Annotated in this window: 14 protein-coding genes; 13 read left to right on the forward strand and 1 reads right to left on the reverse strand. The window is 68.1% G+C overall.

Features of this window, described 5'->3' with window-relative positions; translation table 11 throughout:
- Positions 1 to 18: 18 nt before the first annotated feature.
- The 6 genes from aroC (at position 19) to nusB (ending at position 4,564) form a co-directional block, all read left to right on the forward strand.
- A complete protein-coding gene (aroC, locus tag M2428_RS10330; protein WP_277525862.1) occupies positions 19 to 1,218 on the forward strand; it encodes a chorismate synthase in 1,200 nt (399 codons plus the stop codon).
- Positions 1,218 to 1,826 (forward strand): shikimate kinase, encoded by a 609-nt coding sequence (locus tag M2428_RS10335; RefSeq protein ID WP_277525863.1) that lies wholly within the window; start codon positions 1,218 to 1,220, stop codon positions 1,824 to 1,826. Before aroC ends, M2428_RS10335 begins: the two co-directional genes overlap by 1 nt.
- On the forward strand, positions 1,826 to 2,917 hold the full coding sequence (aroB, locus tag M2428_RS10340) for a 3-dehydroquinate synthase (RefSeq protein ID WP_277525864.1): 1,092 nt from the start codon (positions 1,826 to 1,828) through the stop codon (positions 2,915 to 2,917). The genes M2428_RS10335 and aroB overlap by 1 nt, the downstream gene beginning before the upstream one ends.
- Positions 2,917 to 3,435, forward strand: a complete 519-nt coding sequence (locus M2428_RS10345) for a tetratricopeptide repeat protein (protein ID WP_277525865.1) — start codon at positions 2,917 to 2,919, stop codon at positions 3,433 to 3,435. Before aroB ends, M2428_RS10345 begins: the two co-directional genes overlap by 1 nt.
- A gap of 155 nt (positions 3,436 to 3,590) precedes the next feature.
- Positions 3,591 to 4,154, forward strand: coding sequence for an elongation factor P (gene efp, locus M2428_RS10350; RefSeq protein ID WP_090581102.1), 564 nt, complete (start codon positions 3,591 to 3,593; stop codon positions 4,152 to 4,154).
- Positions 4,154 to 4,564 (forward strand): transcription antitermination factor NusB, encoded by a 411-nt coding sequence (gene nusB / locus M2428_RS10355; RefSeq protein ID WP_091251831.1) that lies wholly within the window; start codon positions 4,154 to 4,156, stop codon positions 4,562 to 4,564. Before efp ends, nusB begins: the two co-directional genes overlap by 1 nt.
- Before the next feature lie 68 nt (positions 4,565 to 4,632).
- Here the strand turns inward: nusB and M2428_RS10360 are convergent, their stop codons facing one another.
- Positions 4,633 to 5,895: a PrsW family intramembrane metalloprotease gene (locus tag M2428_RS10360; protein WP_277525866.1), complete on the reverse strand. Its 1,263-nt coding sequence runs from the start codon at positions 5,893 to 5,895 to the stop codon at positions 4,633 to 4,635.
- 136 nt (positions 5,896 to 6,031) lie between these two features.
- Between M2428_RS10360 and pyrR the strand changes: the two genes are divergently transcribed.
- From pyrR to pyrF, 7 genes are read left to right on the forward strand one after another with little or no spacing between them, the layout of a single operon-like run.
- Positions 6,032 to 6,631 carry a bifunctional pyr operon transcriptional regulator/uracil phosphoribosyltransferase PyrR gene (pyrR, locus tag M2428_RS10365; protein ID WP_277525867.1) on the forward strand — a complete coding sequence of 200 codons (600 nt, stop codon included), beginning with the start codon at positions 6,032 to 6,034 and terminating at the stop codon, positions 6,629 to 6,631.
- The gene (locus M2428_RS10370) at positions 6,628 to 7,686 is read left to right on the forward strand and encodes an aspartate carbamoyltransferase catalytic subunit (protein ID WP_277525868.1); all 1,059 of its coding nucleotides are present in this window, start codon (positions 6,628 to 6,630) and stop codon (positions 7,684 to 7,686) included. Before pyrR ends, M2428_RS10370 begins: the two co-directional genes overlap by 4 nt.
- On the forward strand, positions 7,686 to 9,074 hold the full coding sequence (locus M2428_RS10375) for a dihydroorotase (RefSeq protein WP_277525869.1): 1,389 nt from the start codon (positions 7,686 to 7,688) through the stop codon (positions 9,072 to 9,074). Before M2428_RS10370 ends, M2428_RS10375 begins: the two co-directional genes overlap by 1 nt.
- Positions 9,071 to 9,592, forward strand: a complete 522-nt coding sequence (locus tag M2428_RS10380; protein WP_277525870.1) for a hypothetical protein — start codon at positions 9,071 to 9,073, stop codon at positions 9,590 to 9,592. The genes M2428_RS10375 and M2428_RS10380 overlap by 4 nt, the downstream gene beginning before the upstream one ends.
- Before the next feature lie 37 nt (positions 9,593 to 9,629).
- Positions 9,630 to 10,862, forward strand: a complete 1,233-nt coding sequence (carA, locus tag M2428_RS10385; RefSeq protein WP_277525871.1) for a glutamine-hydrolyzing carbamoyl-phosphate synthase small subunit — start codon at positions 9,630 to 9,632, stop codon at positions 10,860 to 10,862.
- Positions 10,862 to 14,161 carry a carbamoyl-phosphate synthase large subunit gene (gene carB, locus M2428_RS10390; protein WP_277525872.1) on the forward strand — a complete coding sequence of 1,100 codons (3,300 nt, stop codon included), beginning with the start codon at positions 10,862 to 10,864 and terminating at the stop codon, positions 14,159 to 14,161. Before carA ends, carB begins: the two co-directional genes overlap by 1 nt.
- Positions 14,154 to 15,020 (forward strand): orotidine-5'-phosphate decarboxylase, encoded by an 867-nt coding sequence (gene pyrF / locus M2428_RS10395; protein WP_277525873.1) that lies wholly within the window; start codon positions 14,154 to 14,156, stop codon positions 15,018 to 15,020. Before carB ends, pyrF begins: the two co-directional genes overlap by 8 nt.
- Positions 15,021 to 15,106: the final 86 nt, after the last annotated feature.

The raw sequence follows: 15,106 nt of genomic DNA on the forward strand, positions 1-15,106 counted from the left end.
CATGGCAGGATGGAATGTATGTTGCGTTGGTTGACTGCCGGAGAATCCCATGGCCCGGCACTGGTCGGAATAATTGAAGGCGTGCCCGCCGGTGTGGAACTCACCAGCGCCCACATCAGCGAGGCCCTGGCCCGCCGGCGGCTCGGCTATGGCCGCGGCGCCCGGATGAAATTCGAGCAGGACGAGGTCACGATCCTCGGCGGAGTCCGCCATGGCCTGACCCAGGGCGGCCCTGTCGCCATCCAGGTCGGCAACACCGAATGGCCCAAGTGGGAACAGATCATGTCTTCCGACCCCGTGGAGCCGGAAATCTTGGCCGACCAGGCCCGGAACGCCCCCCTGACGCGGCCGCGGCCCGGCCACGCCGACTTCACCGGCATGCAGAAATACGGCTTCGACGAGGCCCGCCCGGTCCTGGAGCGGGCCAGCGCCCGCGAGACGGCCACGAGGGTGGCGCTCGGCACGGTCGCCGCAGCGTTCCTCAAGCAGCTCGGAATTGAACTCGTCTCCCACACCGTGTCCATCGCCAGCGTTGCCGTGCCGGAAGGCCGGCCGCTGCCGGTCCCGGGCAACGTGATCGCCCTGGACGCCGATCCGCTACGCTGCTTCGACCGCGAAACCTCGGACGCCATGGTGGCCGAGGTCGACGTCGCGCACAAAGAAGGCGAAACCCTTGGCGGCGTGGTGGAAGTTCTTGTCTACGGGCTCCCGCCGGGACTGGGCAGCTACGTCCACTGGGACCGGCGGCTCGACTCGCGCCTGGCGGCGGCCCTGATGGGCATCCAGGCCATCAAGGGAGTTGAGGTCGGCGACGGGTTCCGCACCGCGGCGCGCCGCGGCTCGGCCGCCCACGATGAGATCGTCAAGGACGCGGACGGCAAGATCATCCGCACGTCCAACCGTGCAGGCGGGATCGAGGGCGGCATGAGCATTGGCGACGTCCTGCGCGTCCGTGCCGCCATGAAGCCGATCGCCACCGTGCCCCGCGCGCTCAAGACGGTCGACGTCAGCACGGGGGAGGCCGCCAAGGCCCACCACCAGCGCTCAGACGTCTGTGCCGTCCCGGCCGCCGGTGTCGTGGCCGAGGCCATGGTGGCCCTGGTGATCGCCGAAGCGGTCACCGAAAAATTCGGCGGTGACTCCGTGCAGGAGACCGCCCGCAACATCAAGGGTTACCTGGACAGCATTCCGGCGTCCCTGGACTCGATCGGCCACTAGTGCCAGCCGGAAAAACCGACGGGCGCTCCGCCGCGGCAAGGCACCTTGGCCCGGTGGTCCTGATCGGACCGATGGCCGTGGGCAAGTCGGCGATCGGACACCAGCTCGCGCAGCACCTGGGGTGCGCGTTCGTGGACACCGACGCGCTCGTGGTGGCCCAGCACGGGACGATCGCCGAGATCTTCGCCAGCCGGGGCGAGCACGCCTTCCGCGAGCTAGAGGCCCGCGCCGTGGCGCTGGCCATCGAAGAAGCACAGGGGAGCACCACCGTCATTTCGCTCGGCGGCGGGGCTGTCCTTGACTCCGGTACGCAGCAGCTTCTGGGCCGCTGTACCGTTGTTTATCTCGAATGCGACGCCGAGACTGTGGCGGAACGCATTGCCAGAAATTCGGGCCGGCCGCTCCTGGCCGGCGACGCCATGGGCCGGTGGCGGACCTTGTTCGCCACCCGGCAACCGGTCTACGAACGGCTCGCCGACCTGGTCCTCGATGTCCGCAGCGGCAGCGTTCCGGAGCTGGCCCACCGGCTGGAAGATGCGCTGGGGGTGCACGCCGTCGCGAAGACTGCGGCCGTGCCCATCCCGGCGGCGACAAAGGAAGTTGAATAGTGAGTAACGAATCAACCGTCATCAAAGTCACCGGACAAACGCCGGGTGAGAACTACGACGTCGTAGTGGGCCGCGGCCTCCTGGCAAGCCTGCCCGGTCTGCTGGGCGAGCGCGTCAAACGGGTCCTGGTCATCCACCCCCGCGCGCTTCGGCTGACCGGGGACACCGTCCGCGAAGAGTTGGCCGCAGCCGGCTTCACCGCTCTGACGGCAGAAATTCCCGACGCCGAAGAGGGCAAGCACATCGAGGTCGCCTCCTTCTGCTGGCAGGTGCTGGGACAAAACGACTTCACCCGCTCCGATGTCGTCGTCGCCGTCGGCGGCGGCGCCGTGACGGACCTGGCCGGCTTTGTCGCAGCGACTTGGCTGCGCGGCGTCAAGGTCATCCACATGCCCACGAGCCTGCTGGGCATGGTGGACGCCTCGGTCGGCGGCAAGACCGGCATCAACACCGCCGAGGGCAAGAACCTGGTGGGCGCGTTCCACCCGCCCGCCGGTGTCCTCGCGGACCTCGACACGCTGGAGACGCTGCCGAAGAACGAGATCATTTCCGGCATGGCCGAGGTCATCAAGTGCGGCTTCATCGCCGACCCTGCCATTCTGGAGCTGATCGAAAAAGACCCGTCCGCGGTCATCGATCCCCGCTCGGACCTGCTGCGGGAACTGATCGAACGGGCCATCACCGTCAAGGCCCGGGTGGTCTCCGAGGACCTGAAGGAGACCGGCCAGCGCGAGATCCTGAACTACGGCCACACCCTGGGCCACGCGATCGAACTCGCCGAGCGCTACTCCTGGCGCCACGGTGCCGCCGTGTCCGTGGGCATGATGTTCGCCGCCGAACTCGCCCGCAGCGTGGGCCGGCTCAGCGACGCCGACGCCGACAGGCACCGCACTATCCTCGAAAGCCTCGGGCTTCCCATCACCTACCGCCGCGACCGCTGGCAGGCCCTCCTCGACGGCATGCGCCGGGACAAGAAATCCCGCGGTGACCTGCTCCGGTTCGTGGTGCTCGACGGCGTCGGCCGGCCCGGCATCCTCGACGTCCCGGACACGTCACTGCTGTTTGCCGCCTACCAGGAGATTGCCTCCTGATGTACATGGTCAAGGGCGGCACGAGCGAGTGGCCGGACGCGGGACTTCCCGGGATCCGGATCAACCCGCAGACCCTGATGCCCCAGATCGTCAACGACGAGGTCCTGGCCGAGGCGTTGGCGGCCTCCGTCGACCCGGGGGACCTGATCCTCGTCCGGCTCGTCGAAGGGCACGCGGCCGAGGCCGCCGAGCTCCTGGCCGAGGCCCGCTACAAGGACCCCGACTCGCTCCGGCTGCGGATCTTCGAGGCGGACGTGCTCCGGGTTTCGAACCGGTTCGACCGGGCGGTCGAAGTGTTCCGGCAGCTCCTCGCCGAGACCCAGGGCACCCTGGAGGAGGCGGCCGTCCGCCAGCACCTCGGCAGGTCCTACTTCGCCGGCGGGAACGTTGGCGCCGCCGTCGAATCCTTCGCCAAGGCGCTGGATTTGCGCGTGGCCGGGTCCGCCGACGCGGCTCTGATCTACGCCTCCACAGTGGCGCTGCAGCGCGCGCGGGACGTGCTGGAACAGCAGTCCTGAGCCCCGGTCAGCCAGCTATCCACGGGAACCGGTAGAATAGATCTTGGATTTTTGACAAATACGCGCTGGCGGGCCGCACGGCATGCCGGCCCGGCATAGAACGTCTGGCCGATAGCACCGGCCCGATGGAACCAGAGAGAAACTAAGAGGATACAGTGGCAACCACTAACGACATCAAGAACGGAACCGTCCTTAAGCTTGAGGGCCAGCTTTGGAACATCATCGAGTTCCAGCACGTCAAGCCCGGCAAGGGTGGCGCGTTCGTGCGCACCAAGATGCGCAACGTGATGTCCGGCAAGGTGGTCGACAAGACCTTCAATGCCGGACTGAAGATTGAGACCGCCACGGTGGACCGCCGCGACTACCAGTACCTGTACCAGGACGGCACCGACTTCGTCTTCATGGACACCTCGGACTTCGACCAGCTCACCGTTTCCGCCGCCACCGTCGGCGACGCCACCAACTTCATGCTCGAGAACCAGATGGTCAACATCGCCATCCACGAGGGGAACCCGCTCTACATCGAGCTGCCCCCGAGCGTCGTCCTCGAGATCACCTACACCGAGCCGGGCCTGCAGGGCGACCGCTCCTCGGCCGGCACCAAGCCCGCCACGCTCGAAACCGGATACGAGATCCAGGTGCCGCTGTTCGTCGAGAACAACACCAAAGTCAAGGTCGACACCCGTGACGGCAGCTACCTCGGCCGGGTCAACGACTAGTGAGTGCGCGCGGTAAGGCCCGGAACCGGGCCCTCGATGTGCTTTTTGAGGCCGAGCAGCGCTCTGCCTCGGCGTTCGACGTACTGAAGTCCCGCCGCGAGCAGACAGACCAGATCGTCAACCCGTACACCCTCGAAATTGTCGAAGGCGTGGTGTCGCACCAGGCGGCCATCGACGAATTCCTCGAGACCTATTCGCAGGGCTGGACCCTGGAGCGCATGCCCTCCGTGGACCGCATCATCCTGCGGATCGGCACCTGGGAACTGCTCTACAACGACGACGTCCCGGACGGCGTGGCAGTCAGCGAAGCTGTGGCGCTGGCCAAAACGCTCTCCACGGACGAGTCGCCGTCGTTCATCAACGGCCTGCTGGGCCGGCTGCAGCAGCTGAAGCCTTCGCTGCTGGCCTAAGTCTTAAGGCAATCAGGTCAGGCACTACGAAGAACCCCGTCCAGGACAGCCTGGGCGGGGTTCTTTCGTCAGCCGACGACGGCGGTCCGGAGCGCGGTGATCTCGGCGAGCTGGTGCTGCTCATCGCGTTGGTGCGCCGGCACGTCCCGGCCGGTGAGGATCCGTTGGCGCGTCAGTGCAAGCTGGGTGGCTGCATCGATCAGGGCCTTCATCTGCGCGCCCCGCCCGACGGATTTCGCCCAGCGCAGTGCAGAACGGCGGCCAGCGGCGGTGGCCAGCATTTCCACCTCAGCCGCGGTGAACCAGCCCGCGGCCGAGTATTCCTTGAGCCGCTGGCGGGTGAGCCTTCGCTCCGCCACCCGCAGCAGCACGATGACCAGGACCGCCAGCAGGAAGATCGGGACCTGCACCAGGACGTACTGGGCCAAGAAGTCCTGGCCCATGCTGTTCCAGCCACTGTGCAGCAGCATCGCGGGGACGAGGCCGGCGGCGAACGCCAGCACGCCCAGCCCGGTGTGGCCGCGGCGCACCGCGAGGCCCATGATCAGGCCGGTGGTTCCCGTGAAGATGGCGTGGGCGAAGGGGGACATGACCCCGCGGAGGAAAAACACCACGGCGAGGTCCGTGCCGGGGTCGCTGGATTCGGCGATGGCACGGCCGAAGTACAGGATGTTCTCGGTGAACGCGAAGCCAGCCGCGATCGTGAAGGCGAACACCACACCGTCCACCGGCCCGTTGAAATGCTTCGGGGCGAAGATCAGGAGCACCAGCAGCCCCAGGGACTTAGCGAATTCCTCTACCACCGGCGCCTGGACCGTCACGGCGAAGGTCGTATAGTCCAGCCCGGAGGCCGGCCCCGCCACCAGCGAAAAGTACGGCTGGATCAGCATGGTGACCGCGATGGAGACGGCAGCGCCCCAGACAAAGGCGAAAAGCAGCAGCGGCTTGGGCTCAGGTTCCCAGCGGTCGATGAAGCGCACGGTCAACAGCACGGTCCCCAGCGGAATCAGGGAGGCGATGAAGCCAATGACAAAGCCGGAGATTCCGGTCCTGTCCAGGAGGAAGGGCAGGACCAGGAAGAGGCTGACGAACGCGAGGAACCCGCCGGCCAGCACCAGGCCAGAAACGCCGGCGGAACGGCGGCCGCCCGGAACCGCCGGAAGGGCCGGAGGGAGCGCCGGCTGGAACTGGCCGCGGGAGTTGGCCGGGGCCTGCCGGTAGTCGGCCGGGCGGACATGTCCCAGCCACGTCGGGTTGGCCTGCTGGGGCAGCGGCCGCTGGCCTGAGGCGCCAAGGTAGTCCTGCCCGGGCCGTGGCTCGTTCGTCGTCATGGAGTCGAGCCTATGTCCGTGTGAGGTTAAACGCATTCCGGCGGCGATGGGCCGTCTTCCCCGCTGTGGTAATTTGAAAGAGCAAATAATCCTTTTTTAATTCCGTCCCGTGAGGCGGGGAAAGGGGAGACGAGCTTTGACTTCTGTGCCTTCAGCACCGGGTCCGGCGAAGGTGATACTCACCCGGGTTGTCCTCAACCAGGCTGACATAGACCGCGCCCTCACTCGTATCGCCCACGAAATTCTCGAGGCCAACAAGGGCTCCCAGGACCTCGTCCTGCTGGGTATCCCGCGCCGGGGTTATCCCCTCGCCGTCCGCCTCGCCGCCAAGATCGCCGCCGCCGACCCCACAGTGGACGCCTCCGCGATTGTCGGCCAGCTCGACGTCACCATGTTCCGCGATGACCTCTCGCACCAGCCCACCAGGCCGCCGTACCCCACGCAGCTCCCGCGCACCGGGATCGATAACAAAGTTGTTGTGCTGATCGACGACGTCCTCTACTCCGGGCGCACCATCCGGGCAGCCCTCGATGCCATCATCGACCTCGGCCGCCCGCGGATTGTCCGCCTCGCCGTGCTGATCGACCGTGGCCACCGGGAACTGCCCATCCGCGCGGACCACGTCGGCAAGAACCTGCCCACCTCCTCGTCCGAGAAGGTCCGCGTCCGCCTCGAGGAAACCGATTCCGTGGACGGCGCACCCGTCAATGAAGTGGTCATTGAGGCCACAGCATGAGGCACCTGCTCTCCACCCAGGACCTGAGCCTGCACGACGCCATCCGCATCCTGGACACCGCCGAGGAAATGGCGGCCGTGGGGGAGCGCGAGGTCAAAAAGCTCCCTGCCCTGCGCGGGCGCACCGTGGTCAACCTGTTCTTCGAGGACTCCACCCGCACCCGGATCTCCTTCGAGGCAGCCGCCAAGCGGCTCTCCGCCGACGTCATCAACTTCGCCGCGAAAGGCTCCTCCGTCTCCAAGGGCGAGTCACTCAAGGACACCGCCCAGACACTCGCCGCGATGGGCGCCGACGCGGTGGTCATCCGGCACTGGGCCTCCGGCGCCCCGCACCGGCTTGCCGCAACCGACTGGATCGACGCCGCCGTCATCAACGCCGGGGACGGCACCCACGAACACCCCACGCAGGCGCTGTTGGACGCGTTCACCATGCGCCGGCACTGGTCGAAGCTGGCCGGCACGCCGTCGGCCGGAGCCGACCTCAAAGGCATGCGCGTCGCCATCGCCGGCGACGTGCTGCACTCCCGGGTGGCGCGTTCCAACGTCTGGCTGCTGCGCACCCTCGGCGCCGAAGTCACCCTCGTTGCGCCGCCCACCTTGCTGCCCATCGGCGTCGAAAAGTGGCCCTGCGCCGTTAGCTTCGACCTCGACGAGACCCTCGCACAGGGCGTGGATGCCATGATGATGCTCCGGGTCCAGGGCGAACGGATGAATGCATCCTTCTTCCCGACCACCCGGGAGTACTCGCGCCGCTGGGGCTTCGACGACAACCGGCTCCGGGCCCTCGACAGCCTCGGGCTCAAGGACACCATCATCATGCACCCGGGTCCGATGAACCGCGGCCTGGAAATCTCCGCTGCCGCGGCCGACTCGCCCCGCTCCACCGTGCTGGCGCAGGTCCGCAACGGTGTCTCCATCCGCATGGCGGCACTGTACCTGCTGCTTTCCGGGGAGAACCGCGAACCGGCCCCGGCACCTGTACCTGCATCCGTGTCTGCATCCGCGGCCCACGCCGCCAATCCGAACCTCACTCATTCCCACCAGGAGAGCCACTGATGGCCGAACAGCAACAGCACGCAGACAACAGCGGGGCCTACCTCATCCGAGGCGCCTCGATCCTGGGCGGAGCAGCCGAAGACCTCCTGATCCGGGACGGCGTGATCGCCGCCCGCGGCCGGCAGTTGGACGCGGACGTCGCCGGGGTGAGGGGCGCAACAGTAATTGACGCCGCCGGCCTCGTCGCGCTCCCGGGCATGGTGGACATCCACACGCACCTGCGTGAACCCGGCCGCGAAGACGCCGAAACCGTCGAAACCGGCACCCGCGCCGCCGCACTCGGCGGCTATACGGCCGTCCACGCGATGGCCAACAGCACCCCGGTGGCGGACACCGCCGGCGTCGTCGAACAAGTCCTCACCCTTGGCCGGACCGCCGGCTGGGTGGACGTCCGCCCGGTGGGCGCCGTCACCGTTGGACTCGCGGGGGAGCAGCTCGCCGAACTCGGCGCCATGGCCGACTCCCGGGCCCACGTGCGGGTCTTTTCCGACGACGGCATCTGCGTGCACGATCCGGTGCTGATGCGCCGCGCGCTCGAATACGTCAAGGCGTTCGACGGCGTCGTGGCCCAGCACGCGCAGGAACCCCGCCTCACCGCCGGCGCCCAGATGAACGAGGGCGAGGTCTCCGCCGTCCTGGGCCTGGCCGGCTGGCCGGCTGTTGCCGAAGAAAGCATCATCGCCCGGGACGTGCTGCTGGCCCAGCACGTCGGCTCCCGCCTGCACGTGTGCCACGTCTCCACGGCCGGGTCCGTGGAGATCATCCGCTGGGCCAAGTCCCGCGGCGTCAACGTCACGGCCGAGGTCACCCCGCACCACCTCTGGCTCACGGATGAGCTCGCCCGCAGCTACGACCCCGTCTACAAGGTCAACCCGCCGCTGCGCACCGACGCCGATGTCCAGGCCCTCCGCGCCGCCCTGGCCGACGGCACGATCGACGTCGTCGGCACCGACCACGCCCCGCACCCGAGCGAACACAAGGAATGCGAGTGGGCGCAGGCGGCCATGGGCATGACCGGGCTGGAAACTGCGCTCTCCGTGGTGCAGCACACCATGATCGAATCCGGCCTGATGGGCTGGGAAGACTTCGCCCGCGTGACCTCCACGGCACCGGCCGCTATCGGCCGGGTCCAGGACCAGGGCCGCCCGCTCGAGGCCGGGGAGCCCGCCAACGTCACACTCGTGGACCCGGCTGCGCGCTGGACCGTGGACCCTTCTAAGATGGCAACCATGGGCCGTAACTCTCCGTTTGCCGGCCGGGAACTGCCCGGGAAGGTAGTGGCGACGTTCTTCAAGGGCCACCCGACCGTTCTCGACGGAAAACTCAACACCCCCTACCGGTGGCCGGCCGACGCTGTCGACGCCGGACCGGCGGGCCGCCGCCCATGACGGTCAAGGACCTTTCCCTGCTCTTCACGCTCGTCCTGACCGGCGTCGCGCTTGTCCTCATCGCGGTCGGCTGGCGCAACCGCCTGCGCCGCCAGTCCGACGTCGAGCCCCTCCCCGAGGTCCCCGCCGAGCTCGGCGCCCCGCTGGCCGCGGCCGAGGGCCAGTACGTCGCGTCCACCACCGCCGGCGACTGGCTGGACCGGATCGCCGTGCACAATCTGGGCATCCGCACCAACGCCACGCTCAGCGTGCACCCCGAAGGCGTGCTGTTCGATCGCGCGGGCGCCGGTCCGGTGTTCATCCCGGCCTCACGCCTCACCGGTGTGCGGCAGGAAAGCGGCATGGCCGGAAAGTTCGTCGAGAAGGACGGCCTGCTGGTGCTGAGCTGGATGCTCGGTTCCCACGAGCTGGACACCGGCTACCGGACCCGCCGTGCCGAGGACAAGGCCGTGCTCCTCACCACCCTCCAAGATTTAATCTCCGCAGCCCCTCAGGCAGAAGCCGATAGTGGAAAGTAACGACGTGACGGAAGCCAACGAAGTGCCAGAAACAGAAGTGACAACCACCCCCGCTGCACCCGCTGCAGCAGCATCCACCCCCGCAGTCCTCGTGCTCGAGGACGGCCGGATTTTCCGCGGCACCAGCTACGGCGCCACCGGAACGGCGCTCGGCGAGGCGGTCTTCGCGACCGGCATGACCGGCTACCAGGAGACCATCACCGACCCCTCCTACGCACGCCAGCTCGTGGTCCAGACCGCGCCGCACATTGGCAACACCGGCGTCAACACCGACGACGCCGAGTCCCGCCGCATCTGGGTAGCCGGCTACATCGTCCGCGACGCCGCGCGCCGGCCCTCCAACTGGCGTTCCGAACGGTCCCTGGACGATGAGCTGACCGAGCAGGGGATCGTCGGCATCCAGGGCGTCGACACCCGCGCCATCACCCGCCACCTGCGCGAACACAAGACCATGCGCGCCGGCATCTTTTCCGGCGACGCCGCCCGCGCCACGGACAAGGAACTCGTCGACGCCGTCCTGGCCAGCGCGCCGATGGAAGGCTCACGGCTCGCCGAGGAAGTCAGCGTGGACGCCGCGTACACCGTGGAGCCCAAGGACTTCGGCTGGGACGGCGAGCCGCGCTTCAGCATCGCCGCCATCGACCTCGGCATCAAGCGCATGACCCCGGTCCGTTTCGCCGAGCGCGGTGTCCGGGTGCACGTGCTGCCCGCCACGGCAACCCTCGCCGACGTCCAGGCCGTCAACCCGGACGGCTTCTTCATGTCCAACGGCCCCGGTGACCCCGCCACCGCGGACAACCAGGTGGCGCTGCTGCGCTCCGTGCTCGACGAGAAGATCCCGTACTTCGGGATCTGCTTCGGCAACCAGATCCTGGGCCGGGCCCTCGGGTTCGGCACCTACAAGCTGCGCTACGGCCACCGCGGCATCAACCAGCCCGTGATGGACCGCCGCACCGGCAAGGTCGAAATCACCTCGCAGAACCACGGGTTCGCCGTCGACGCTCCGCTCAACGGCGCCACGCAGGCCCCCGAGGAGCGCTTCGGCCGTGTCGAGGTCAGCCACGTGAGCCTCAATGACGACGTCGTCGAAGGCCTCGCCTGCCTCGACATCCCGGCCTTCTCCGTGCAGTACCACCCCGAAGCTGCCGCCGGCCCGCACGACGCCGCCTACCTCTTCGACCGCTTCATCGAGCTGATGGCGGACGCTTCTTCAAAGACAGAGACAGGCACAAAGACTGCCACCGATTCCAAGACTGAGGACAAGAAGTAATGCCCAAGAGAACTGACCTCAAGAGCGTCATGGTCATCGGGTCCGGCCCGATCGTGATCGGCCAGGCGGCCGAATTCGATTACTCCGGCACCCAGGCACTGCGCGTCCTCAAGGAGGAAGGCCTGCGGGTCATCCTCGTCAACTCCAACCCGGCCACCATCATGACGGACCCCGAGTTCGCGGACGCCACCTACATCGAGCCGATCACCCCCGAAGTGGTGGAGAAGATCATCGCCAAGGAGCGCCCCGACGCGCTCCTGCCGACCCTGGGCGGCCAGACGGCGCTCAACACGGCCATCGCGCTGGACAAGAACGGCGTCCTGGAGAAGTACAACGTCGAGCTGATCGGCGCCAACATTGCCGCGATCGAGCTCGGCGAGGACCGCGAGAAGTTCAAGGGCGTCGTGGAGCGCTGCGGCGCCGAGTCGGCCCGCAGCCACATCATCCACACCATGGACGAGGCACTCGCGGCAGCCGGGGACCTCGGCTACCCGATGGTCGTCCGGCCCTCCTTCACCATGGGCGGCCTCGGCTCCGGGCTGGCCTACGACGAGGGCGACCTGCGCCGGATCGTCGGCCAGGGCCTGCAGTACAGCCCCACATCCGAGGTGCTGCTCGAAGAGAGCATCCTCGGCTGGAAGGAATACGAGCTCGAGATGATGCGGGACAAGAACGACAACGTCGTTGTGGTCTGCTCCATCGAGAACTTCGACCCGGTCGGCGTGCACACCGGCGACTCGATCACCGTCGCCCCGGCCCTGACGCTCACGGACCGCGAATACCAGCGGCTGCGCGACATCTCTATCGCCGTCATCCGCGAGGTCGGCGTCGACACCGGCGGCTGCAACATCCAGTTCGCCGTCGAACCGGACACCGGCCGCGTCGTCGTGATCGAAATGAACCCGCGCGTCTCCCGTTCCTCCGCCCTCGCCTCGAAGGCCACCGGCTTCGCGATCGCCAAAATCGCCACCAAGCTGTCCCTCGGCTACACCCTGGACGAGATCCCGAACGACATCACCCAGAAGACCCCCGCGTCCTTCGAACCCACGCTGGACTACGTGGTGGTGAAGGTCCCGCGCTTCGCGTTCGAGAAGTTCCCGGCGGCGGACCCCACCCTGACCACCACCATGAAATCGGTGGGCGAGGCGATGGCCATGGGCCGGAACTTCACCGAGGCGCTGCAGAAGGCCCTGCGCTCCCTGGAGCAGAAGGGCTCCCAGCTGGACTTCAGCCACGTCCCGGAATGGGAAGTTGCGGAGCTGATCGAGAAGTCCAAGCGTCCCACCACCGACCGCCTGCACCAGGTCCAGCGCGCCCTGCTCGGCGGCGCCACCGTGGAACAGCTCTTCGAGGCCACCAAGATCGACCCCTGGTACCTGGACCAGCTCCAGCTGCTGAACGAGATCTCCCTCGAAATCCGGCAGGCCGCGGCGCTGACTCCGGAGATGCTGACGCGCGCCAAGCGCCACGGCTTCTCCGACGAGCAGATCGGTGCCCTGACCCACAACTCCGAGGACGTCGTCCGCGGCGTCCGGCAGGCGCTCGGCATCCGTCCCGTCTACAAGACCGTGGACACCTGCGCGGCCGAGTTCGCCGCCTACACCCCGTACCACTACTCCTCCTATGACGAGGAGGACGAGGTCGCGCTGCACGCCAAGCCGTCCATCATCATCCTCGGGTCCGGCCCCAACCGGATCGGCCAGGGCATCGAATTCGATTACTCCTGCGTCCACGCCTCGATGGCGCTGCGCAAGGCCGGCTACGAGACCGTGATGGTCAACTGCAACCCGGAAACGGTCTCCACGGACTACGACGTCTCCACCCGGCTCTACTTCGAGCCGCTGACCCTGGAGGACGTGCTCGAGGTCATCGCGGCCGAGGAGCGCACCGGCGGCGTCATGGGCGTCTTCGTCCAGCTCGGCGGCCAGACCCCGCTGAAACTGGCCCAGCAGCTCGCCGACGCTGGCGTGCCGATCCTTGGCACCTCGCCGGAGGCGATCGACCTCGCCGAACACCGGGGCGCCTTCTCCCGCGTGCTCGACAAGGCCGGGCTCGTCTCGCCGAAGAACGGCACCGCCGTGTCCTTCGAGGACGCCAAGAAGATCGCCGACGAGATCGGCTACCCCGTCCTGGTCCGCCCCTCCTACGTCCTCGGCGGCCGCGGCATGGAGATCGTCTACGACGAGCCCAACCTCTCCCGCTACATCGCCAACGCCACCGAAATCACCCCGGACCACCCGGTCCTGATCGACCGCTTCCTCGAGGACGCCGTCGAGATCGACGTCGACGCCCTCTACGACGGCACAGAGATGTACCTCGGCGGCATCATGGAGCACATCGAGGAGGCCGGCATCCACTCCGGCGACTCGGCCTGCGTGCTGCCGCCCATCACCCTGGGCGGCAACGTGCTGGAACGGGTCCGGACCGCCACCCTGGCGATCGCCGAGGGCGTGGGCGTCCGCGGCCTGATCAACATCCAGTTCGCCCTGGCCTCCGACGTGCTCTACGTCCTGGAAGCCAACCCGCGCGCCTCACGGACCGTGCCGTTCGTCTCCAAGGCCACCGGCGTCCAGATGGCGAAGGCGGCGGCCCTGATCGGCACCGGCGTCACCATCAACCAGCTCCGCAGCGCGTACAAGATGCTGCCGGAGAGCGGCGACGGTTCCTCGCTGCCGCTGGATGCACCGGTCTCAGTCAAGGAAGCCGTGCTGCCGTTCAGCCGTTTCCGCACCCCCGAGGGCAAGGTGGTCGACTCCCTGCTCGGCCCGGAAATGCGCTCCACGGGTGAGGTCATGGGCATCGACAAGCACTTCGACACGGCCTTCGCCAAGAGCCAGGCGGCCGCCAACAACGCGCTGCCCACGGAGGGCAAGATCTTCGTCTCGGTGGCGAACCGGGACAAGCGCTCGGTCATCATGGGCGTCAAGCGGCTCTCGGACCTCGGCTTCGAGATCGTCTCCACCGGCGGCACGGCCGACGTCCTGCGCCGCAACGGCATCCAAGCCACCCCGGTCCGGAAGGTCGCCGAGGGCTCCAGCGCCGAAGGCGAAGGCACCATCGCCGACCTCGTCATTGCCGGCGAGATCGACATGGTCTTCAACACCCCCTCCGGTGGCGAGGCCCGCAGCGACGGCTACGAACTGCGTGCCGCCGCGACGTCGATCGGCATCCCGTGCATCACCACGGTGGCCGAGTTCAATGCCGCCGTCCAGGCCATCGAGGCGCTGCGCACCTACGAATGGTCCGTCACGAGCCTGCAGGAGCACGCCGCAAACCTGAAGGCCCTGCAGGATGCCTGAGGCATCCACGGCCGGAACCCCCGGCCGGGAGTCCTTCGGCTCCCGGCTGGGGCGGGCCATGGCGGACCGCGGCCCGCTGTGCGTCGGCATCGACCCGCACCCGGCGCTCCTGCAGCGCTGGGGACTGACTGACGACCCCGCCGGGCTGGAACGCTTCTCGCTGACCGTCCTGGAGGCCGTGGGCTCCCTCGCTGCCGCGGTGAAGCCGCAGGTGGCCCTGTACGAGCGGCACGGCTCCGCGGGAATCGCCGTGCTCGAACGGATCCTGGCCGCGGCTGCGGAAAACTCCGTGCTGAGCATTGCGGATGCCAAACGCGGCGACATCGGCTCCACCATGGCTGCCTACGCCGACGCCTGGCTGCGGGACGGCTCTGCCCTGGCCGCGGATTCGGTCACGCTGAGCCCGTACCTGGGCTTTGAGTCGCTCCGGCCCGCCCTGGACCTGGCGGCCGAGACCGGGCGCGGCGTGTTCGTCCTCGCGCTGACCTCGAACCCGGAAGGCGCCTCCGTGCAGCACGTCGGCGGGGCGGACTCCGTCGCGCGGCGGATCACGGAAGCGGCGGCGGCGGAGAACCGCCGCTATGACGGTCCGCTCGGTTCCGTGGGCCTGGTGATCGGCGCCACGGTGGGTTCAGCCCTCACCGCACTGGATCTCGACCTGGCGGCGGTCCGCGGGCCCATCCTGGCCCCCGGCCTGGGTGCGCAGGGCGCCACGGCCGCGGACCTGCGCCGAACTTTCGGTGCGGCCTATCCCCAGGTCCTGGGCACTTCGAGCCGGGACATCCTCGGCGCCGGACCGCAGCTGCAGTCCCTCCGGGATGCCGCACGGCGCACCCTCGACGAACTCCTCGCCGCCTAGCGGCCGCCGGGAAGCCGGCCCGGGTCCGGGGCTCCCGGACCCGGGCCGCGGGCTTTCCGGACGGCGGCCAGCTTCGGCCTGCTGGC

The sequence above is a fragment of the Arthrobacter sp. ES3-54 genome (assembly GCF_029504395.1).
Taxonomy (GTDB): domain Bacteria; phylum Actinomycetota; class Actinomycetes; order Actinomycetales; family Micrococcaceae; genus Arthrobacter.

Bases quoted from the DNA above. Each gene is read 5' to 3' on its own strand.
- aroC (WP_277525862.1), top strand. From the start codon at position 19: ATGTTGCGTTGGTTGACTGCCGGAGAATCCCATGGCCCGGCACTGGTC.
- carB (WP_277525872.1), top strand. From the start codon at position 10,862: ATGCCCAAGAGAACTGACCTCAAGAGCGTCATGGTCATCGGGTCCGGC.
- M2428_RS10380 (WP_277525870.1), top strand. From the start codon at position 9,071: ATGACGGTCAAGGACCTTTCCCTGCTCTTCACGCTCGTCCTGACCGGC.
- M2428_RS10345 (WP_277525865.1), top strand. From the start codon at position 2,917: ATGTACATGGTCAAGGGCGGCACGAGCGAGTGGCCGGACGCGGGACTT.
- pyrF (WP_277525873.1), top strand. From the start codon at position 14,154: ATGCCTGAGGCATCCACGGCCGGAACCCCCGGCCGGGAGTCCTTCGGC.
- M2428_RS10360 (WP_277525866.1), bottom strand. From the start codon at position 5,895: ATGACGACGAACGAGCCACGGCCCGGGCAGGACTACCTTGGCGCCTCA.
- M2428_RS10375 (WP_277525869.1), top strand. From the start codon at position 7,686: ATGGCCGAACAGCAACAGCACGCAGACAACAGCGGGGCCTACCTCATC.
- M2428_RS10370 (WP_277525868.1), top strand. From the start codon at position 6,628: ATGAGGCACCTGCTCTCCACCCAGGACCTGAGCCTGCACGACGCCATC.